This window comes from [Clostridium] ultunense DSM 10521 (genome assembly GCF_000511955.1).
Classification (GTDB): Bacteria; Bacillota; Clostridia; order Tissierellales; family Tepidimicrobiaceae; genus Schnuerera; species Schnuerera ultunensis.
Map to the genome: position 1 here is coordinate 12182 of NZ_AZSU01000003.1, position 21351 is coordinate 33532.

20 protein-coding genes and 1 pseudogene are annotated in these 21351 nt (G+C 31.5%); 19 read left to right on the forward strand and 2 right to left on the reverse strand.

Annotated features, from left to right (window positions below):
• The 3 genes from CUL_RS16905 to CUL_RS0107090 all read left to right on the forward strand — a co-directional run.
• Positions 1-536, forward strand: a 536-nt coding sequence (locus tag CUL_RS16905) for a hypothetical protein (RefSeq protein ID WP_035142997.1), incomplete at its 5' end; no start/stop codon positions are given.
• Between the two features lie 86 nt (positions 537-622).
• A complete protein-coding gene (locus CUL_RS0107085; protein ID WP_025640922.1) occupies positions 623-1327 on the forward strand; it encodes a helix-turn-helix domain-containing protein in 705 nt (234 codons plus the stop codon).
• Positions 1315-2205, forward strand: a complete 891-nt coding sequence (locus tag CUL_RS0107090; RefSeq protein WP_035142998.1) for an IS3 family transposase — start codon at positions 1315-1317, stop codon at positions 2203-2205. Before CUL_RS0107085 ends, CUL_RS0107090 begins: the two co-directional genes overlap by 13 nt.
• A 357-nt stretch (positions 2206-2562) precedes the next feature.
• Here CUL_RS0107090 and CUL_RS0107095 read toward each other — a convergent pair whose 3' ends face one another.
• Positions 2563-3636: an endospore germination permease gene (locus CUL_RS0107095; protein ID WP_025640924.1), complete on the reverse strand. Its 1074-nt coding sequence runs from the start codon at positions 3634-3636 to the stop codon at positions 2563-2565.
• A 110-nt stretch (positions 3637-3746) separates the two neighbouring features.
• On the opposite strand from CUL_RS0107095, the gene CUL_RS0107100 reads away from it, so the two are divergent.
• The 11 genes and pseudogenes from CUL_RS0107100 (at position 3747) to CUL_RS0107155 (ending at position 15659) form a co-directional block, all read left to right on the forward strand.
• Positions 3747-5150 carry a spore germination protein gene (locus CUL_RS0107100; protein WP_025640925.1) on the forward strand — a complete coding sequence of 468 codons (1404 nt, stop codon included), beginning with the start codon at positions 3747-3749 and terminating at the stop codon, positions 5148-5150.
• Positions 5147-6259 (forward strand): Ger(x)C family spore germination protein, encoded by a 1113-nt coding sequence (locus tag CUL_RS0107105; RefSeq protein ID WP_025640926.1) that lies wholly within the window; start codon positions 5147-5149, stop codon positions 6257-6259. The genes CUL_RS0107100 and CUL_RS0107105 overlap by 4 nt, the downstream gene beginning before the upstream one ends.
• Positions 6260-7122: 863 nt before the next feature.
• Entirely contained in the window at positions 7123-7839 is a 717-nt protein-coding gene (locus CUL_RS0107115) for a hypothetical protein (protein ID WP_025640927.1), read from the forward strand.
• 17 nt (positions 7840-7856) lie between these two features.
• A complete protein-coding gene (locus tag CUL_RS0107120) occupies positions 7857-9560 on the forward strand; it encodes a nuclease-related domain-containing DEAD/DEAH box helicase (RefSeq protein ID WP_025640928.1) in 1704 nt (567 codons plus the stop codon).
• The gene (locus CUL_RS0107125) at positions 9560-10459 is read left to right on the forward strand and encodes a hypothetical protein (RefSeq protein WP_025640929.1); all 900 of its coding nucleotides are present in this window, start codon (positions 9560-9562) and stop codon (positions 10457-10459) included. The genes CUL_RS0107120 and CUL_RS0107125 overlap by 1 nt, the downstream gene beginning before the upstream one ends.
• Before the next feature lies 1 nt (position 10460).
• Positions 10461-12080 carry a RecQ family ATP-dependent DNA helicase gene (locus tag CUL_RS17975; RefSeq protein WP_025640930.1) on the forward strand — a complete coding sequence of 540 codons (1620 nt, stop codon included), beginning with the start codon at positions 10461-10463 and terminating at the stop codon, positions 12078-12080.
• Between the two features lie 462 nt (positions 12081-12542).
• On the forward strand, positions 12543-12683 hold the full coding sequence (locus CUL_RS18880) for a hypothetical protein (RefSeq protein WP_157752635.1): 141 nt from the start codon (positions 12543-12545) through the stop codon (positions 12681-12683).
• 93 nt (positions 12684-12776) lie between these two features.
• On the forward strand, positions 12777-12950 hold the full coding sequence (locus tag CUL_RS18885; protein ID WP_157752636.1) for a hypothetical protein: 174 nt from the start codon (positions 12777-12779) through the stop codon (positions 12948-12950).
• A 327-nt stretch (positions 12951-13277) separates the two neighbouring features.
• A pseudogene (locus tag CUL_RS19435) lies at positions 13278-13436 on the forward strand (cation:dicarboxylate symporter family transporter); the annotation flags it as partial.
• A 165-nt stretch (positions 13437-13601) separates the two neighbouring features.
• Positions 13602-14822: a Tm-1-like ATP-binding domain-containing protein gene (locus CUL_RS0107150; RefSeq protein WP_025640931.1), complete on the forward strand. Its 1221-nt coding sequence runs from the start codon at positions 13602-13604 to the stop codon at positions 14820-14822.
• 15 nt (positions 14823-14837) lie between these two features.
• Complete coding sequence (locus CUL_RS0107155) at positions 14838-15659, forward strand: phosphoenolpyruvate hydrolase family protein (protein ID WP_025640932.1); 822 nt, start codon at positions 14838-14840, stop codon at positions 15657-15659.
• Between the two features lie 651 nt (positions 15660-16310).
• Here the strand turns inward: CUL_RS0107155 and CUL_RS0107165 are convergent.
• The gene (locus CUL_RS0107165) at positions 16311-16610 is read right to left on the reverse strand and encodes a hypothetical protein (RefSeq protein ID WP_025640934.1); all 300 of its coding nucleotides are present in this window, start codon (positions 16608-16610) and stop codon (positions 16311-16313) included.
• A gap of 1244 nt (positions 16611-17854) precedes the next feature.
• Between CUL_RS0107165 and CUL_RS18890 the strand changes: the two genes are divergently transcribed.
• The 5 genes from CUL_RS18890 to CUL_RS19445 all read left to right on the forward strand — a co-directional run bounded on the left by CUL_RS18890 (position 17855) and on the right by CUL_RS19445 (position 21350).
• Positions 17855-18085 (forward strand): hypothetical protein, encoded by a 231-nt coding sequence (locus tag CUL_RS18890; RefSeq protein WP_051403521.1) that lies wholly within the window; start codon positions 17855-17857, stop codon positions 18083-18085.
• Positions 18086-18105: 20 nt separating this feature from the next.
• Positions 18106-19269, forward strand: a complete 1164-nt coding sequence (locus tag CUL_RS16915) for an SLC13 family permease (RefSeq protein WP_408065624.1) — start codon at positions 18106-18108, stop codon at positions 19267-19269.
• Positions 19270-19375: 106 nt separating this feature from the next.
• The gene (locus CUL_RS0107180; RefSeq protein ID WP_025640936.1) at positions 19376-20497 is read left to right on the forward strand and encodes a hypothetical protein; all 1122 of its coding nucleotides are present in this window, start codon (positions 19376-19378) and stop codon (positions 20495-20497) included.
• Between the two features lies 1 nt (position 20498).
• Positions 20499-20981, forward strand: coding sequence for a thiamine pyrophosphate-dependent enzyme (locus CUL_RS19440; RefSeq protein WP_051403523.1), 483 nt, complete (start codon positions 20499-20501; stop codon positions 20979-20981).
• Between the two features lie 189 nt (positions 20982-21170).
• Positions 21171-21350 carry a hypothetical protein gene (locus CUL_RS19445; RefSeq protein ID WP_051403524.1) on the forward strand — a complete coding sequence of 60 codons (180 nt, stop codon included), beginning with the start codon at positions 21171-21173 and terminating at the stop codon, positions 21348-21350.
• Position 21351 lies beyond the last annotated feature (1 nt).

Here is a 21351-nt window from a genome sequence, read left to right on the forward strand (position 1 = left end):
GGCCCCTTTTTTCGAAAAGAAACTTTAAGGCTGAAGACCAATTAGAATTGAAATTTATTTTCCTTGGGGAGGCAGCAAAACATATAGATTTTATAGAATATATATTAAAGGAATTTGAAGCCAGGGGGCTTTTTGGAGAAAAATATAGGTTTGTAATACTAAATAGGTCTGTAGAACAGGTAGGAAAGCTTAAAAATAATAAAAATATAAAAACCATTCAAGTACTAACTCCAATAGACATAAGAGAGAATATATTTATAAAGGAAAAAGAAAAACTAGATGAACTAAATGAACTTTATAATATAACAGATAAAACAATTAAACCTATAAACAATTTGTATGAATTTGATGCAGTAAAATTTGAAATTAGAAGCCCTTTACATTTAGGAGCTAATAGATTCATACAAGAAGGCTATATTGGTAGGATAAAATTTAAAGAAATATTAATGGAGTCTAAGCTAATAGATATTATAGAAATAATAGGGGCAGGAAAATATTACGCCATAGGCGGTGGAGTTATAAAAATTATTAATTAGTGATGGGACAGTGAGGTCTGATATGATACCTCTAAAGTAGACAGTCTAATTAATTAAAATTAGATTATCTACTTGGAGGTATTTTTATGGGGGGAAAACCGAAGTTTAGTAAGGAAGTAAAAATTAAAGCTTGCCAGGACTATGAAAAAAGCCATGCTGGATTTGCTACTATTGCTAAAGAAATTGGAGCTCATGAAGTAACTGTCCTTAGATGGTATCAAAGATATAAAGAATATGGCCCTAGTGCTTTTGAAACATCAAATAGAAATCGTTCATATAGTAAGGACTTTAAATTATCGGTAGTAAAAGAATATGTTTCAGGTAAATATTCACTTTCTGACTTATCGGCAAAATACAATATAGTAACTTCTGTAATTAATAGATGGATTAATAAATGGTATAATGGTATAGAAATAAAAGATTATGATCCTAAAGGAGATGTCTATACCATGAAATCCAGAAAAACTACATTTGAAGAGAGGTTGGAAATAGTTAAATGGGTTATTGACAATAATATGAGTTACAAAGATGCAGCTGAAAAGTATGGGATTACCTATGCACTTGTATACAGATGGACAAGGGCATATATAGACAAAGGACCAGAAACATTAAAATATCAAAAGCGTGGGCCAAAACCAAAATCAGAAATTGATGAAAGTAAATTAACTGAAATTGAGAAATTAAAGCTTGAACTTGAAAGAGAAAGAGAGTTAAGAAAGCTAAGAGAATTAGAATTGGAAGTTCTTAAAAAAAAAGAGGAAATCGAAAGAAAACATCGCTGTCGAAAGTAAGGTATGAAGTAGAATACGAGATAGTAGATATTTTCAAAGAAAAGGGCTGTCCAGTAACACGAATATGCAAATTACTAAATATTTCTAGAAGTGGATACTACAAAAATAAAAATAGAATCAAACCTGAAAAAGAAAAGCAAGATGAGTTAATTTGTTCATTAATCGCTGAGTATAACGCTACATTTGATGGAATTTTAGGCTACAGAAGGATGACCATGTTCATAAATAAACTAAATAATAAGTTATTCTCTAAGAACTACATATATAGACTTATGAAATATTTGGGTATTTCAGCAAGGATCAGGAGAAAGAAAGTTAATCGTATTAGAATAAAGCCAGAGTATACAAAGGAAAACATATTAGCAAGAGATTTTAAAGCAAATGCTCCTAATGAGAAGTGGCTTACAGATGTAACAGAATTCTCAATCCCAGGAGATAGTAGAAGGCTTTATTTAAGCCCAGTTATGGATCTTTACGATAACAGTATAATAGCATATGAATTATCCTTTAAAAACAACAATCAACTAGTATTCAAAATGTTTGATAAGGCAATACAAAAATATCCCGATGCAAAGCCAATATTTCATAGTGATAGAGGATTCCAATATACCAATAATATATTTAAAAGTAAGCTTGAAGAAGCTGGGATGACACAAAGTATGTCTAGGGTTGGTAAATGTATAGACAATGGGCCTATGGAATCATTTTTTGGTACTCTAAAAGTTGAAATATTCTATGGAAAGACTTTTAAAACGATAGAAGAATTAAGGGAAAGGATAATTGAATATATCAAGTTTTATAATGAAGAAAGGTTACAAAAAAGATTAGGATGCATGGCTCCATTAGAGTATAGATACCACGCATCCAAAAGTGCATAAATTTTAATTAAATTGATTGTCTACTTGACAAGGGTCAGTTCAGTCAGACCTCGCTGTCCCAGATTTAATGTAGGATAACTTAGTGTAAAATAAATGTTGAATAAAAAACAAGAAAAATAGTATTATCGTAAGATAGCAGTTGTTTATATTTTACCTATAAGGAATTGCAATTGTCTTGGTAATCCTTCAAATTTTATTGCAATATCTATTATAATAGTTTACCTATGAGGAATTGAGACAAACCTTCGGCTGTTAACCCTATGACTGCATCTGGGGTTTGTAGTCTACCTATGAAGAATTGAAACCAGCAACATCAAGGCAAAAAGTGGATATTCACGATATGCTGAATAAGGCTTATCAATTAGTTCTTATTGAAAATATGGTAAAAACTATTAAAGGAATTATTACAAAATTGGCCAAACATAAAAAGGTATAATAGTTTAAAAATTTAAAAAGTACAAAAAGATTTTTTGAAATAAAATATGCTGCTCCATATACAAAACCGCTAATAATATAGGTTAGATATATGAGATGCTTCCTTTTTAAATTAAATCCCTTCAATACTATTAGTATTCCATAAAATGTAACTAGATACTTCAGCATCCAGCCTCCAAGTATCTGTAACATTACATACAATTCCCCAAGGGTAAGAAATCTAAAATAACTTACTTGTTGTGTTTGAATGAGTTTTGGATAGGAGAAAGTAATGGCTTTTTTTGGACCAAAGGTCATAATTAATCCAATAGTAGATACTATTTGCATTTGAATTACAATCAATAGCCCTATAGCTATAGCATTAGTCATTTTTTCAGTAGTGCCTAATTTTGATAGATAGGGTAAACATATGGATACCGACCCATATAACCCTAATATTTTAATAATAGCTATAAATATGCCTTTATTCAATCCGTTTTCTAAAATAGGCAATAGTAGTTTAAAACTTTTATATCTCGAAGTAAGTATTGAAAGATTTATCCCTGCAATCATTATTAATATAATCCCTATCATTGTTACAGTTATAATTGCCACTATATCCTTGCGAATGGTATATATAATAGGCACAATAAAAAATAATAGGAGATACCAGGTAGGTGTCTCTATAAACATATTAGTATGCATAGAGTTTGCTTCTACAGCTGCACTTTCCACTAAGGCCGCTAGCATAGTAAAAACAAACAAACCTAATAGAATATTTCCAAAGGTTTTTCCTACTGCTTTATGATATATACTATGAAGATCAAAACTATTTTTTCTTATACAGACTTTTATTAGATAGGTAAAAAAGAGAAATGCAATAATAGAAGCAATAATCATAGCTATCCAACTATCTCTTCCACCATCTGCAATAAATATAGTAGGGTAAGTTTTTAAAGATACAATGGAAGTAGCTAAAATCAAAAAAGCAAAATGCCTTGGATTAAACCTATCCACTAAACCCCCTCCAGATTTATAATGTTGAAATTCCATTATATTCATCTTTAGTTTTAGTAGTTCTATGAATATTATTCAAACTAGGTACAGAAAATAAAAATGGTGATACTATGGATCAACAGTATATTAATAATATAAAAGAAAAATTAAGGAAGGATTCCCAAATTAGATATAGAGAAATAGGTTCTGATGAAAACAGGATCTTAGTAATTTACGACAATAGTATTACCGATATAAAATTCATATCGGAATCCATAATACTGCCTATTATCAATAATATAAAGCTTGTAACGGATATAGAAAAGATAAAAAGAGAGATAATTATTACGCCTTCTGTAGGGGATATTAGGTCTGAAGATGAAGCGATAGAACATATATTATCAGGAGATGTCGTAATAATTTTCAGCTCTTTAAATGCCGTTATATATTGTGAAACCAAAAGTTTTCCTAAAAGGGCTATAGAATCTCCCCCAACTGAGGCCGCTATTAAAGGCTCTAGAGAAGGTTTCAATGAAGTATTAGCAGATAATGTAGCTGCCATTAGAAGGAGGATCAAACATCCCGATTTAAAAATTGAAGAGTTAATCCTTGGGGAAAAATCCTATACTTCCGTTGCAATAGTATATATAGAAAATAATGCTCCTACAGAACTTGTAAAGTATATACGAACCAAAATAAATAAAATAGATACACATTATATGATTGTAGCCAACCAAATAGAAGAAGAATTGAAATGTAAAGGTACCCCTTTTGATACAATTGGATATTCGGAAAGACCTGATGTAATAGCTGCAAAACTAGGAGAAGGAAGAGTTGCCATAATAACAGATGGAACTCCTTTTGTTATCTATGCACCATTTTTTTTTATTGAAAATTTCCATGCACCTGACGACTACACCATGAACAAATTTATTGCAAATTCTTCACGATTGTTTAGATGGGCATCCTTTGGAATATCTGCATTACTTCCAGGAATATATATAGCTTTATTCACCTACCATTTTAGTCTATTACCATATATTTTTGTATTCCGTCTGGCTGAATCGAGAGTAGGAGTTCCCTTGCCCATGGTAGTTGAATTGATTATAATGCTGGCATTTTTTCAAGTACTTAGAGAAGCTGGAATCAGGCTTCCTCAGCCTATAGGTTCAACTTTAAGTATAGTAGGAGCATTAATACTAGGAGATGTTTCGGTACAATCCGGGTTATCATCCCATATTACAGTATTCGTAGTAGCCCTGACATCTATATCATCTCTACTATTGCCAAGGATATCTATAGCAATATTTTTATGGAGTATTGTAATCATTATATTTTCAGGATTTTTAGGCTTGCCTGGATTCTACATGGGATTTATAATATTTTCTTCTCATCTGGCAGGTTTGACCAGTTGTGGCTATCCCTACCTTTATCCCCTTGGAACTATGAAGGTTTTTAAGTATAAAGATATACCTTATAGAGGAGGGCTTAACAGGATAAATAACTATATATTCCAAGAGGATGATGTTAGATGAAGAAAGTTATACTGGCTATAGCTTTAATTTCTACTAACTTTTTAATGGGTTGTTTTAATTATAATGACATAAATAAAGTAATTTTTGTAACAGCAATAGGTATAGATATTGATAAAGAGAATAGACCGATAGTATATGCTGAAGCTTTTTTAACCAATAGAAATATTACAGAGGATAAAGGTACAGAGGAAAAGACAATATTCAAAGGCACGGGAGATACAATTTTTGAAGCTATAAGAAATATAAATTTAGGCACAAGTTATAAGCTGAATTATTCTCAAAACAAAGCCATAATATTTAGTAAAAGGGCAGCAGAATATGGATTGGATAACTTTATTGATATACTCGATAGAGATCAAGAGTTTTTAATGCGTCAATATATGTTTGTAACTTCAGATGATTTAATGGATGTACTAAACACCAAAGTAGTTGAAGAAAATTTTGTTGGGATTTTTCTAACCGATTTGATCCTTAATTATCAGATACAGTCTAAAGGGAGTAAACTAAGATTTGATGAATACTTGGTTAATAGGCAAATGGAAAGTAGTGTAGATTTAATAAATTTTTTAGAAAAAACCAAACATACTCCTAATGATAGATTAACTATAAAAGGGTTGGCAGTTATTCAAAATGATAAGTTAGTAGGAGAACTAAATCCAAAAGAAGCAAAATATTATAATTTTTTCATGGGCACATTAAAGGTTGGGGATATTTCCATACCCCACCCAGAATATGAGGATAAATTCATTACTTTAGAAGTGATAAAAAACAGAACTAAATTGAAAGTTTTTGATGAAGGGGAGAGTATTAATATCTACAAAACCATAAATACAAGTGTTAGCTTTGCTGAAGCACAAGAAGGTGTTAAAATATCTAATAGAGAAGAAAGGGAAACTATTGAAAAATATGCAGAAAAAGAAATAAAAGCAAGGTGTAGAAAACTATATGAAAAATACTATGCTAAAGACATAGATATATATAATCTAAAAAGAGAAATATCCATAAGATATCCTAAAGAGGATCTAACAGATATACTATATAATGTAAATCTATATATAGATGTCAATGTTAATTTAGAGGGAAGTTCAGATGTAACGGACTTTTATTAATATCTTAACGATCCTATCCTTGAAGAGGTACCATATAAAATAAAATGTTAGAACAAAAAATAATTACTTTAACATTAAAAGTGATATGAGATAATACATTTGTGAAAAGAAAAATAAAAAAGAAAGGCCTTTGATATAATGTTATTTGCGAAGACAAAAAATATCGGAGGGATCCTTTCTTATGAAAACAATTAAGTCTTTGACACCTTTGGGAACAGAAAAGATGAGGTTTCGTCAAAGGGTAGCTAAATATGCAATTAAACATGATAACAATGCAAAAGCACCGTTATCATCGCCATAGGGGTCTGGCGCAAGTATATCGTAAGCTAAAAGACGCAGGCTATACAAGAATCTATGATTCCATGTGTAGGCAAATAAGAAAAATGAAATTAAATACACCAAAGAATCAGGAGATATAGTAATAGATACAATAACATAGCAAAAAAATATCAAATTTTAAAACACCAAATGAAATAGTTGAAGAATATTACTCTAAAAATGCTGCTTAGGATGATATTACAAATAATTATTAGCAATTTGAAAACCACAGCATTATTCAGAGCTATTAAGCCCTCTAACCTATTTTGACAATCGTACACTAATTTAGTAAAATAAATATTAATGTACAATAAATCAAGAGTAAAATGAAATACTATGATATTTGAAGTATTAGTAAGTTTTTATCGAAATAATTGAGGGGATGAAGGAACCAGTCCGAAAGGGCTGGTTCTTTCTTTTACAAAAAATCAGATCTAATATAGTTATTTTACTCCAAACAAATATGGGTTTCTATGCTATAATTATTTATGTAACCATAATTAGTTAATTTTCACACAAAAACCTATTGGATTGGAGGGATATTGGTGGGTATTACATTGTATGATTTTCAGATAAACAATTTACGTAAGATTACCAACTGTTGGATAGATGGTTGGCAAATAGATGAAGAAAGGCTTGTAGAACTTTATGATGAGATTGAATTTTACAGGAGCCGATTCAATAATGTAATAAATTATGAAGAATTGATAGAAAGCGAAGAGTGGGATGGATTCGAATTTAAGAATGGTTTCGTAGAACAAAATGTTTGGGCTATTTCAAATGGAGCACCGGAGATAGTTCAAATGTTTAGAGGCAATGTAAATGGGGAGAAATTAATAGATGGAGTTCTGGAAATGTTAGAATTGGCTAATTCCATAGAAGGGGATATTGATAGAATTTTGGTTCCTGCCTTGGAAGCATTGAAATATATGCCAAACAAAGTATCTATTGCTACAGAAATATTACATAAGTCAATACCTGATAAATATCCAATAAAAAACTATAAGAGCAATTGGGGCTTAGCCTTTATACTGGAACCCAAAGATTTAGTAATATATACTAGAAAATTATCCTATATTGCCTTCAGAAACTATATTGATAATTTATACATTGAATTATTAAAGATTTTTGAAGAATATGATTTATACATAGAAGAATATTATAAATACTGGATAATAGATAGAATCTTTTGGTATATGGTGGATGAGAAATATAGTGAAATAATTAAAATATATAATTCTAGGTATAAAGAATATTATTAGAATTTGTAGGTGATAAAATGGCTATTATGTACCCTGAAAGCATGGAATATGAACAGGTAAATAGTTTAGGAGAAAAAGCAGTTTTTGAGAGTTTGAAGGGCAGTTTATCTGATGAATGGACAGTAATCTATTCCTTACGATGGATAAATAAGGCCAATAAGAGGAGTAGAAAAGCAGAGGGAGAAGGAGATTTTTTAATATTCAATAAAGACCATGGTATTTTAGTTTTGGAGATAAAAGGTGGAGATGTTAGCTGTATAGATAGGAAGTGGACAAGTACTGATAAAAACGGGAAGGTACATTTCATTCAGGATCCGGAGAAACAAGCTGCTGATACCATGTATGAAATAATCGAAACCCTTAAAATAAAAGGAATTAGGGATTGCTTTGTTTGTAGAGGAGTATGGTTTCCTGATACCAATACGAAGGATGAGGATTTGGCTTTGAACATACCTAAAGAGATAGTACTAGATTATTATGATTTGAACAATCCTGAAAAGGGTTTACTCAGAATATTCGATTACTGGAAATCTAAGAGCAGGTTTAATCCAAGGTCAATGGATGATAGAAGCTTTAATCAAATTACTAATATATTAATGCCAAGGATTAGATTGGTAAGAACTCTAAAAAGCATTAGCAGAGATGTTAATGATATGTATGTTAGACTAAATCAAGAACAATTCATAGTACTAGATGCTTTGGAAGAAAACAAGAGAGTGACCATTAAAGGTCATGCAGGGAGTGGTAAAACCATTCTAGCTATTGAAAAGGCCAGAAGGGAAGAGGAAAATGGTAATAAGGCTCTATATCTCTGTTACAACAATAGGTTAGCCAATAATATCAAAGGGAATTATGAAAATACTTTTGATATTTTTACAATTTATGGTTTTGCACTGAACTATATGAAAAAATATTATCCAGCAAGGGTAATAGGCTTTGAAGAGTATTCAGATTTTGAATATTTGATGGAGGAATTTTTGGAGGTAATTGAAGACAATAAAGAGAAAGGTTTAGAAATATATGACACTGTAATCCTAGATGAAGGACAGGATTTTGAAGAAGAATGGATTAGAGCATTGGATTATTTAATAGATGATGGAAGTATTTATATTTTTTATGATCCTTTGCAGGAATTATATGATGTAGATTCTAAAAAGGATTATAATTATTTGGATTTGGAAACTATATTTACTCTAAAAAGGAATATGAGAAATACCGATGAAATATGTAAAAGCTCTGTAAACATATTAGATAAACCAGTAGAAGATATCCTGTTAAAAGGAATAAAGGGAAAAAAACCTGAAGTTCTTCTATGTTCAAATGAAGATGAACTGGATAATTTGCTTATTAATAAGATTCATGAATTAATCAATATTGAATATATTGAAAAGGAAGATATAACCGTATTGACGTTGAATAGTGCTAATAAAAATAAGTACATAAAATTGATAGATAAGGAATATTTACCAGAAATAGAAACTGTAAAAAGGTTCAAAGGTCTTGAAAATGATGTGATTATCATACCAGATGTAAGTCCATCTTATCTAGATGAAGATAGCAGAAGAAGACTACTCTATGTAGGTATGTCAAGGGCAAGGGTACATGTAGTTCTTATTGTCAACACAAAGGATAATTACACCAATTATTTAATGAATAAATGGAATTGTAGTGATGAAAATGAATTTGTCAATAAAATAACAGAATATATTTGGAGGGAGTAATGATGTGTGAATACAAGGAGATAAAGGATTTAAAGAAATCCATAGAAGAAAGATTTTCTGAATATTGGTATAAAATTTTTGATATAAGTAAAGCCAATTTTGTATTGCCAAATGGAATTAAAGTGAGCAAAAAAAACACCAATGAAAATTTAAAGAAGTTAGAAAAGGAAATTAGGAATTGGGAAGAAAGTATTGAAAAATATAGGGATGGAGTTAAAGATTATTTTAAATTGGATTATTTTGATGAGGATTCCGAGGATTGTTATGAATATAGTGAAGTGAAGGAAGAACTTCTTGCAAAAAATCTTTGGACTGTTTCAAGTGCTCTCCACTCATGGGATCCTGCTTTAGAAAAGTATAAAGAAACTTTTTGGGCAACTCCACCTAAGGATATTTTTGTTACAGTACACAATATATTGGTTGGTGCCTATGATTATATGTTAAATGAAGGAGCCAATATTAAATTCAATAGAATAAATAAGATTGAACAATTAAACTACGACTTTTTATATGAAGAGGATATGCTCCTTACTGGTGTAATAGGATTAGGCATTCGTTCAGAAATATTACATAGACTATATCCAAGCCATTTTCCCATTATGACTCGTAAATCTATTTGGGGAATGTATTATATCACTGGAAGGGAAAGTGAATTTGTTGCTGATGAATATTTTGATGGGAAATTTAGAACGGAGCATAATTGGAATTATGATTATGGAAGATTTACCTTTTATAACAATTTTATTGGGAATTTAATCACTCAGACTCTTCTTGAAAACAATATGGATTTAAACCCTCAACTCCGATTTGGATATGTAAATGAATTCTTAAGCTGTATTAATGAAATGCATAAGGATGAGGTGGAAGAATTGAATAGATGGAAGTTAATGGAGGTATAAAATGGATAAAATGTTGAAAATGCATTTTAGCGATATTGAAGATTTATATGATTATCAAAAAAATGTTTTAGACAGTATATTAGAAGGCAACAATAGTCTGGCCATAATTCCTACAGGAGGTGGAAAATCACTAATATATCAATTGGGTGCCATGATGCTTGAAGGAACTACAATAGTCATATCGCCTTTAAAAGCCCTTATGCAAGAGCAAGTAGATGATTTAAACAGTAGGGGAATTGAAGCTATTGCTATAAATAGTGATATGGATTTTCAAACTCAAAGGAAGGTCCTAAAAGATTTAGGTGGGAAAAAGCCAAAGCTAATATATGTATCTCCAGAGCGGTTAAACAACTATTATTTCCGTTCTGCTCTGTCCTACATGGAAAGGAAAATACCATTGGTTGTAATCGACGAAGCCCATTGTATAAGCCAGTGGGGGTTTGACTTTAGGCCTGATTACAGCAAGATTAAACCCTTTATCAATTTTTTAGAGGGAATTGGTCATAACCCAATTACTTTAGCATTGACAGCTACCCTTAGCAGCCAACCTAGAAAGGGTATAATCCAGGAATTTAATATTGATAAGAAAAATATGCTAATAGAGGATAATGTTATTAGGGATAATTTGGTTTTAGAATTTAAAAAGGTTGAAAAGGATGAAGCCAAAATAGGTGAGATTAGAGAATTTATCGACTCTAAAGATTTAAAAAAGGTTTTAGTATATACATATAGTAGACCTAAATGTGAAGAGCTAGCATCTCAGTTTGATAATAGTGATTTCTTCCATGCGAGATTGAGTCCCGATGGAAAGTTAAATGTTTATAAGAGGTTTAAAAATGGAGATATTAGAGTATTGTTTGCAACTACAGCTTTTGGCATGGGAATGAATATACCTGATATAGATGGGGTAATCCATTATCAAATCCCCGAGTCTATTGAAGAATATTATCAACATGTAGGAAGAGGTGGTAGGGACAAGGAAATATGTCCATTATGCCATTGTCTGTTTTTATGGTCGGATAAAAATTTTGATGTAAAGAGGCAGAGGATAGAGTCTAGAACATTAAAGGAAGAAGAGCTAATAGAGGGATTTCAATGGATAAATCCAAGGAATAGAAAAGGATTTGTAAAGGAATTGAATTCTGAAGAGCTTTGGAGAAATGATGGTTCTAAGGGGACAATTAATTTAAGATTAATGGTACCAGTATTTGAAAAGTATAAATTGATAGAAATTGTTGGAGAAATAAATGGTAAGCCAAAATCTATTACTTTTAAAAACCCAACAAAGTTATGGAATAAAGTATTATCATCCTTAAGTGGTATCAGGAATTCTTATACCTATGCTGAGAAGAAAACTGGGATAAAAATACAGGAAATTATCAATCATTTATATGAAGAAGAGTTTAAGGGAAACATTGATAAAATTCCTGCTATGGAAAAACTTATTATGATAAAGGTAAACTCTGATGTAATACCTGAAGAAGTAAAGGAGGCAATACTCAAAGAGAGCAAGGAAATTGAAAAGCATAAGATTTCTATGCTAGGTATGTTGAAGGAGTTATGTACAGAAGAAAACAAAGAAAAATTCATAGCAGAGAGATTAGGAGTACCATATCAATAATAACTATTTTTATGAGCAAATTATTCAACACTCATCCACTAGTGGTGGATAAACAACTGGCGACAATATTGGGGCTGAATGAAGCATTAGTTCTACAACATGTAAATTATTGGTTAGAAATCAATAAAAAGAAGAAAAGAAATTACCATAAATTATGATGAGTTGGAAAAGCTAATTAACAAGAATTTTTCTGATTCTAGTGAAGAACTTTCTAAGATACAGAAACCCAAAATAGTAATACCATTAGTTCAAAGAGACAAGATGATTATATAAAAGATAATAAAAAACTGTGAACTATATGCTATTGATAAAAAGTAAAGAGAAGCTGTAGCTCATGCGATTAAATTATTAATACTTGATATTCAAAAGTCTAAACAAATCAAAATAGGGGATATCTATGTTCCTGTAAAAATAGTAGAGGAAGACTTAAAACGCCTTAACTATTTAATAAAAGAACATGTGGTGAATAGATTTAATGAAATAAGCAAGGAAACAAAAATTAGAAATTCTATAGGATATTTGAAGGTTTGTATATACAATTTAATAGATGAAATAAAAGTAGATATTGATTCAAAGCTTAGGTATGATGGGGTAATAGATTAGTTAGAACAAAATATATTTTAGTAGGTATTATACATTTATGCTATAATTTTAATACAAAAGTGTTTCAAAAATTAGTATGTAAAGGAGATTGTTATGGTATTTGGATGTTTAACTTCCCTCATTATTCTTATTTTTGCCTTTGTTATGGTAGTGGTTACTTTGGCTATTACAGGTGTTGCAATAACTTTTGGGTTAATTGCAAAATTACTTATTCCTTTTGTACTTATTGCCTTAGGCATAAATGTTATTTTTAGAAACAGAAGATGAAAATAATTAATTTTATGAGAACTATTTATATAGGCTAATCCATTATAATAAGGATACAAGACAAATATCAGTAGTAGAATAATGGCTATAGTTAATAATAAAATTTACTTAAGGAAAAACTAAAATGGAAAAGAAAATAAGGAATAGTAGAAATACTGAAGAATTATTATTCATATATTTTTGGTATATGGTGGAGTGTTATGGATTACTGCTGGAATCAATCCCATAAGATTTATAAAAGATAGTGCAGAATATTTTCATCGGGAGGTGGTGGTATTCCAGGAAGTGGTATTATAAAATTGCTTGTTATGAGTAGAAACTTTTGGGCTTCCAACAGAAATAGTTGGAATTATTGCAGCTTTTTATCGAAGTTTTGATATGGGAACAACAATTAATAATTGTTTAGGGGATTTAGCAGGTACAGTTTTAGTTTCAAAATTAGAAGAAAAAACTGCTGCAAAATTAACAATTTTAAATTATATGTAAGGAAATGTCGACAAAATATCCCACAGGTTTAAACCTGTGGGATATTTTGCATATTTTAAAAGTATAATTTAATCAAGGACAAATATTTTTGAACCATATGAATAATAGCAAATATATTTTGGGTATATTTAACATGATGGTATAAAAAGAGGAAGGGTGATACCTATGAAAACCATAGCTATTGCAGGGACTTTCGATAGTAAAGGCAAAGAGTTAACCTATGTAAAGAATATTTTAGAAGGTTTAGGCTTAAATACTTTTACTATTCATTGTGGGGTATTTGAGCCAATGTTTGAAACTAATGTATCTAATCAGGAAGTAGCAAACGAAATTGGAGAGGATATCCATAAAATTTCTGCAAAAAAAGATAGGGCATTGGGAACTGATATTCTGTCTAAAGGAATGGAGAAATTAATCCCAAGACTATATGCTAAGGGAAAATTTGATGGAATCATTTCTCTTGGAGGAACTGGCGGCACATCCTTAGTTACTCCTGGAATGAGAGCCCTACCAATAGGGGTGCCAAAGGTAATGGTATCAACTGTTGCATCGGGAAATGTTCAGCAATATGTAGGTACTAGTGATATTATGATGATTCCATCTATTGTGGACGTATCCGGATTAAACTCAATTTCTACCAAGATATTTACTAATGCTGCTTTGGCAATTGCGGGTATGGTAAAGTTAGAACATGAGGAAAAGGTTGAAGAAAAGAAACCTTTAGTAGCGGCTACCATGTTTGGTGTGACCACTCCTTGTGTTGATATGGCTAGAGAATACTTAGAAGGTCAAGGGTATGAAGTATTAGTGTTCCATGCTACAGGAACTGGAGGAAAGGCCATGGAAAGATTAATAGAAGAAGGCTATTTCAAAGGAGTATTGGATTTAACTACTACCGAATGGTGTGATGAACTAATTGGCGGAGTATTGGCAGCAGGGCCTAATCGGCTAGAAGCAGCAGGAAAGCATAAAGTTCCTCAAGTTGTATCTGTGGGAGCATTGGATATGGTGAACTTTGGACCTATATGCACAGTACCAGAAAAATTTGAAGGAAGGAAGTTTTACAAGCATAATCCTACTGTAACTTTGATGCGGACTACTACTGAAGAAAACAAAAAGCTAGGTGAAATCATATCGGAAAAGCTAAATAAAACAAAAGGTTCTACAGTTCTAATGCTGCCTTTAAAGGGAGTTTCAATGATCGATGCTGAAGGGCAACCTTTCTATGGCCCTGAAGAAGATGAAATACTATTTGATACGCTAAGAAAAAATATTAATCAGGATAAGGTAGAGTTAATTGAGATGGATACAAATATTAACGATAGGGAGTTTGCTTTAGCAACAGCTAAGAAATTAGTGGATTTAATGAAAGAAAATAAAAACTAGAGAGGTGGAATAGGTATGAATAGAACTGAGATATTTAAGAGATTAAGGGAGCAGGTTTCCAATGGAAAAGTTATAATAGGGGCAGGTGCAGGAACGGGTATATCTGCAAAGAGTGCGGAAGATGGTGGAGTAGACCTTATTATCATCTATAATTCTGGGAGGTATAGAATGGCTGGTCGAGGTTCCTTGGCAGGATTACTTCCCTATGGAGATGCTAATCAGATAGTAATGGAAATGGGCAGCGAAGTATTGCCAATAGTTAAGAATACTCCAATATTAGCTGGTGTTTGTGGCACAGATCCTTTTAGAGTTATGGATAAGTTTCTAGAACAATTAAAAAATCAAGGATTTGCTGGAGTACAAAACTTCCCAACAGTAGGATTAATAGACGGTGTGTTTAGACAAAATCTAGAAGAAACAGGCATGGGTTATGACTTAGAAGTAGAAATGATAAGAAAAGCTCATGAATTAGATATGCTTACCACTCCTTATGTATTCGATACGGAACAAGCTAAAAAGATGGCAGAAGCTGGCGCTGATATTTTAGTTGCCCATATGGGTCTTACTACTAAGGGAACAATAGGGGCTAAAACAGCATTAACTTTAGATAAATCTGTAAAAAGAGTACAAGAAATTTGTGATGCTGGTAAATCGGTAAATCCTGACATATTAATCCTTTGCCACGGCGGTCCTATCGCTTTGCCTGAAGATGCTGCCTATGTTCTTAAAAGAACAGAAGGAGTAGTTGGATTCTTTGGAGCATCAAGTATTGAAAGGATTCCTACTGAAATAGCTATAAAGGAGCAAGTTGAAATGTTTAAAGATATAAAGTTATAAATTTTAGTGTTTTGGGACAACGGGTTGAGTTTAGCTTCCGTTGTACAGCCAACACCAAAAATGTATACTCTGAAATATTTAGAATAGAGCATGAAAGAATACCATTTAAATCTCCAAACAAAAATGCCTATATAGAAGCTTTAGCTTTGTTGAAAAGCATCAATGAATGAAAGATAAATAATAATATAGGGTCTTAAATACGGATATTTTGCATCGAATTTGATACAAAAATATCCGTATTTTAAAAATATTCTTTTATTATTATTTTCATATTTATAACAGATTCAAAAATTTCCACCATGGAATATAGAATCCAAATATAGCTACGAAGTCCAATAGGGTCAATACTATTCCATATCTGATTACAGTTTTATTGGAATAATAGTTATTGCTTGCACCTACCATTAGTTAATTCAATTAAAACAAGTATAACTACAGACAAAGTAGTTATAGAACTACCTAAAAGCATATGGAGGGCCATAAATGTTAAGATTAAAATTATGAAATAAGTATTGGAATAGGTAGATGGAAATATATCCATCATCCTAGTATAAACAATATTTGCTACTCCACTTTGGTTCATAACGCTGCCTATAGCAAAAGCAGCTGTAAGGAAAATCAACAAGCCTAAATTTAAGCTTTTTAAATCTTCTACCCTATTATCTTAAATCCAAACATAGCTATAGCCCCTAATAAAGCAATAATTGCTGAATTGATTGAGTGGAATGGTTCTGTATCACTGTTTTTCAATTTCTTTCTAAAGACTAATATAAAGGCTACACCAGTTAATATGGTTGTCATTAGCGATGGTACTGTCATATATTTAGCCCATTCAGCCCAACCAATAGATATTCCAGCAAATTGGGTTACAGAATAATTTAGGATAATATCTCCGTTTATAAATAGCATACAGGTAATTGCTGCAGCTACAAATATGCTAAAATGCAGCACTTCTTTTGTATCCTCAGGTATTTCTCTGTTTTTAAAGAATTGTTGGTATATAGATGCTAGAAGTATTACCCTGGAAAAGGATTGGGTATTATAAATATTAACAACATAGCAAATACATAGGACATAAAGATAAATTTATAAGAAGTGTTTCTATACTTATTAAGTATGAAATTTGAAAACCGACTTGCAACGTTCGAATTTACTATTCCTTGAGATAACAAAAAGGATAGTGCTATCATATAGAAATTAGGTGATAAAGGGAATTTAAAGATTATATTCCATGGAGTAGTTCCAAATATGGCAAAGATTACAAGAAGGAATGTAGATGCATAGGTTCTATTAACCATTCCCGTAGTCCACTAGGTTAAAACTAAAACCAAAGTTCCCAGAATTATACTCTGATTTAAATTCATTCCTAAAGGTTTAAAAAAAACAATAAATAGAGGCAAAAGAATAGAAGATATAAATTTCATATTTTTTTGCATCCTTAAATTTTTATTCTTCTTTTCATTTTCAGTTAAACAAGATTTAGCTTGCATATCTGTTGTGACCTCTCTTTCAATCAATATCTATTAATAATATTGTAAGGAGTGATAGCCAATGCAAAATGTTTATCAACTATAGGGTTTATTTCTAGTAATAAATTGTATTGGTACAAGGATTATATTTAAGCATTAGCCGTCATTTTATTACTATTTAATTTAAGTCAATGATTATAACAATATGTTTCTTTTAAGACTTTAAGTTTTTAAATTCTAGAAACCATAATCCATATGGTTTTATTTTTATATTTTATTTTTTCTAAAAAATTTCAAAAAAATATGTTCTAGCTTGTAAATTCAAAGAATTAAAAATCCTTACAAAAGAAATTTATTTTTAATAGAATACGACATATTAGACCATATAGAAATTTATATTGACGCCAAAAAAACAATGTTAATCTAAGGTGAAAAACAAACTACTATTGCATAAGAGAAAACGTTGGCAACCTGTTGAAATATTATATTTTTACATTTAGAATAAACATATGCCATGAAAAGAGTGTATATATTAGGCATGTTAAACCTTAACTCAGGTAAAAGTATTGCTTTCTGTATCATTTAATTAAAGGCAATACTTTTATGTCTTATAAGGAAAGTGAAAGGAGGTGAAAAAGAAAGTAGTCCATTATTAAAACTAAATATTTAAAGTACAAGGGTTATATGACTCTAATAATCAAATAAAAAATGTAAGGAGTGTATACTATGGAGGCCAATGCAATAAAAGTACAAAAAGGTGGAATTAAGAAGATAGCATATTTGGTTTTGGCTATTGCTGTTTATGTAGGATTAACTAGTATTGAACCACCAGAAGGGTTAAGCATTGAAGGGTGGAAGGGAATTGCTTTAATAATTAGTGCAACTATTACTTGGGTAACTGAATATGTACTATTGCAATATCTTCATGTTTCCTTTTATTTTTACCTAGTTTACTGAAAATTGATAGTACAGGGAATATAATGAAAAATTTTGCTACTCCAACTTTGTTTTTTATTCTATCTGCATTATTAATTGCACAAGCATTTGTAAAGGTTGGATTTGGTCATAGAGTATCATTATATGTAACTACAATTTTTGGAAACAAGAGTAAATATGTATTATTTAGTTTGATGGCATGTACTTCATTAATTTCTTTCTTCTTGGCAGATATTCCATCTGGAATTATAGTAGGCGCTATTGCAAATGAAATATTAAAAAAGAATAATTGTGTGCCAGGAGAATCGGAATTTGGTAAGAGTGTTATGCTAGGGATACCCATTGCGGCAGCTGTTGGGGGTGTAGCCACTCCTGCAGGAAGTGGAGTAAATATTCTTTCCATCAATTTATTAAAGAGTGTGGCAGGGATTGAAATAGGTTTTTTACAATGGTCAATAGTTGGAGTTCCACTGGCTCTTTCACTTACTTTAATATCCTGGTTTATAATTAGTAAACTTTATAAACCAGAATTTGAAACAATTAGTGGATTCGAAGATATAGAACAAGAACGAAAAGCCTTAAGTAAAATGAATAAAGATGAAACCATATTTATGATAATATTTGGAACTACAATTCTCCTTTGGTTAACCCAATCTTTGACTAATCTAGAAGTGGCTTTTGTATCCATGCTAGCAACTACCCTATTTTTCTTACCGGGTATAGAAATACTTGATTGGGAAGAAGCAAAGCAAAAAATTGGTTGGGAAATACTATTATTAGTTGGTTCATGTAATGCATTAGCTATGATATTAAGTGATCATGGTAGTGCTAAGTGGTTAAGTGGTACATTCTTAGGTGGATTCACTGATTCATCATTATTAATGGTTATATTTGCAGTAACTATATTTGGTATCTTTATCCACTTATTAGTCCCAATATCCGGTGCTGTTATGGCATTGACTATATCAGTAACAGCTGTATTAGCTGAAACCATGGGTATTAATCCAATATATTTAGTACTTCCATTGGCTTATACTGCATCTTGTGTATTTTTAATTCCTCTAGATCCTACAGCTATGACTACCTATGGTTATGGATATTGGAAGTTAAAGGACATGCCTAAACCAGGATTCATTATTGGTATATTATGGATTCCTATATTGGTAGCATTAATGTATATTGCTATAAATTTGAATTTGATTTAAAGAAAGTTGTTAATAGGTATTAGAAGTTCAGGATAATATAATTTTAGATTAAGATATTATATTTAGTAGATTTATATACTGAGTTCTTATTATTGGAGGATAGAAAATGACTAAAAAAGTAGATGCTACAGATAGAAAGATATTAGGGTTGTTAATGGAAAAAGTTGCCAATTTTATAAATGAAGGTAGATTAGATGCTAAATATATTGCAGTAGAATCAGAGCACTCTGCATTGACTGCTGTAGTTGGTGCTGCTTTAGTAGGGACTAGAGTTTTTACGGCTACTGCCGGCGCAGGATTGGCTTTAATGCACGAGATTGTTGGAGTTGCATCTGGTAATAGGCTACCTATCGTTATGGGTGTAGCTAATAGAGCTTTACCTAGTCCATGGTCTTTACAAACAGACCATTCTGACAGTATGGCTGAAAAGGATATGGGATGGATACAATTATATGCTTCAAATTGTCAGGAAGCATTAGACTATACATTATTAGCTTATAGAATTGGAGAAGAAGTTAAGCTGCCTGTAATGGTATGTATAGATGTTTTTTTCCTTACTCATACAATTGAAGTTGTAGAATTGCCAGAGCAGGAAGATGTGGATAATTTCTTACCGCCTTATGAGAGAGGAGATGTATATCTAGATCCAGAAAATCCTATGACTATTAACCAGTTAAATTCAGCTGATACTTTTACTGAAATCAAATATAGTCATAACCAAGCATTGAATAGGGTAATAGACCTTTTCCCTGTTGTGGCAAAGGAATTTGAAGATATATTTAATAGGAAATACAGTTTAAGTAAAGATATTAACTGTGAAGATGCAGATGTAGTAGTAGTGACATTAGGTTCATCTTCTGGAACGGTTCGTAAGGTGGCTCAGGAAATGAGTTCTAATGGAAAGAAAATAGGAGCTTTACAAATATCTTCCTTTAGGCCATTCCCCAAAGAAGAAGTAATAGAGAAACTGAAAGGGTCTAAATCCGTGGCAGTAATAGACAGGTCTTGGGCATTGGGAACAGATGGACCTCTTTCACAAGAAATAAAATCTGCCCTTTATAGTGCTGGAATGAATATACCTGTATACGATTATGTGGCAGGTCTAGGTGGAATGGATTTAAGCGAAAAGACTATAAGGAATGTAATAGATAAAACCATGGAACTAAATGGTAAGAATGAAAAAGTACTTTATCCTATTTGGATAGATGTAAAAAAGGAGGTTGAATAAAATGACTGACCTTATAAGTAAAGGGACAACTACCTGTGAAGGTTGTGGTATGGAGTTAATAGCAAGATCTATAGTGAAGGTCTTGGGTAAAAACACTATAATTTTAACTCCACCAAGCTGTTCTGCCATATTGACTGGATTTGGGGACCAAACTTGTTGGAAGATACCATCCTTTCAATCCAATTTAGAAAATATAGCTGCTTATTGTTCAGGTATATCCACTGCCTTAGAATTTCATAATAGAACTGATATAAATGTAGTAGCCTTTGCCGGAGACGGTGGTACTGTAGATATAGGATTACAGGCCTTATCTGGAGCTATTGAGAGGGGACATAGATTTATCTATATTTGTTATGATAATGAAGCCTATATGAATACAGGAATTCAAAGATCTGGATCAACCCCTACAGGTGCATGGACTACTACTACTCCAGGAGGCAAAAAAGAAACTAAGAAAAATATAGTAGAAATGCTCCTAGCATAAGGAACTCCTTATACAGCCACTGCCTCTGTTGGATATATTGACGATTTCAAGAAAAAGCTGGATAGAGCAAAGGGGGTAGATGGACCAGCATATATCCATACCCTTACACCTTGTGCTACAGGATGGAGATTCCACCCAAGGGAAACTATTAAAATTGCCCAGCTGGCAGTAGAAACAAATTTATACCCATTGTTTGAAGCCATTGATGGTGAAATAAAAGTTGCAAAGAAGGTTTCAAAGGTTAAATCCATAGAAGAATACTTAAAGATGCAAGGACGGTTTAGAAATATTACTAAGGAACAAGTAGAGTATTTAGAAACCAATGCTGAAAATTATTATAATAAATTGATTGAAACGGAGGTTAAATAAT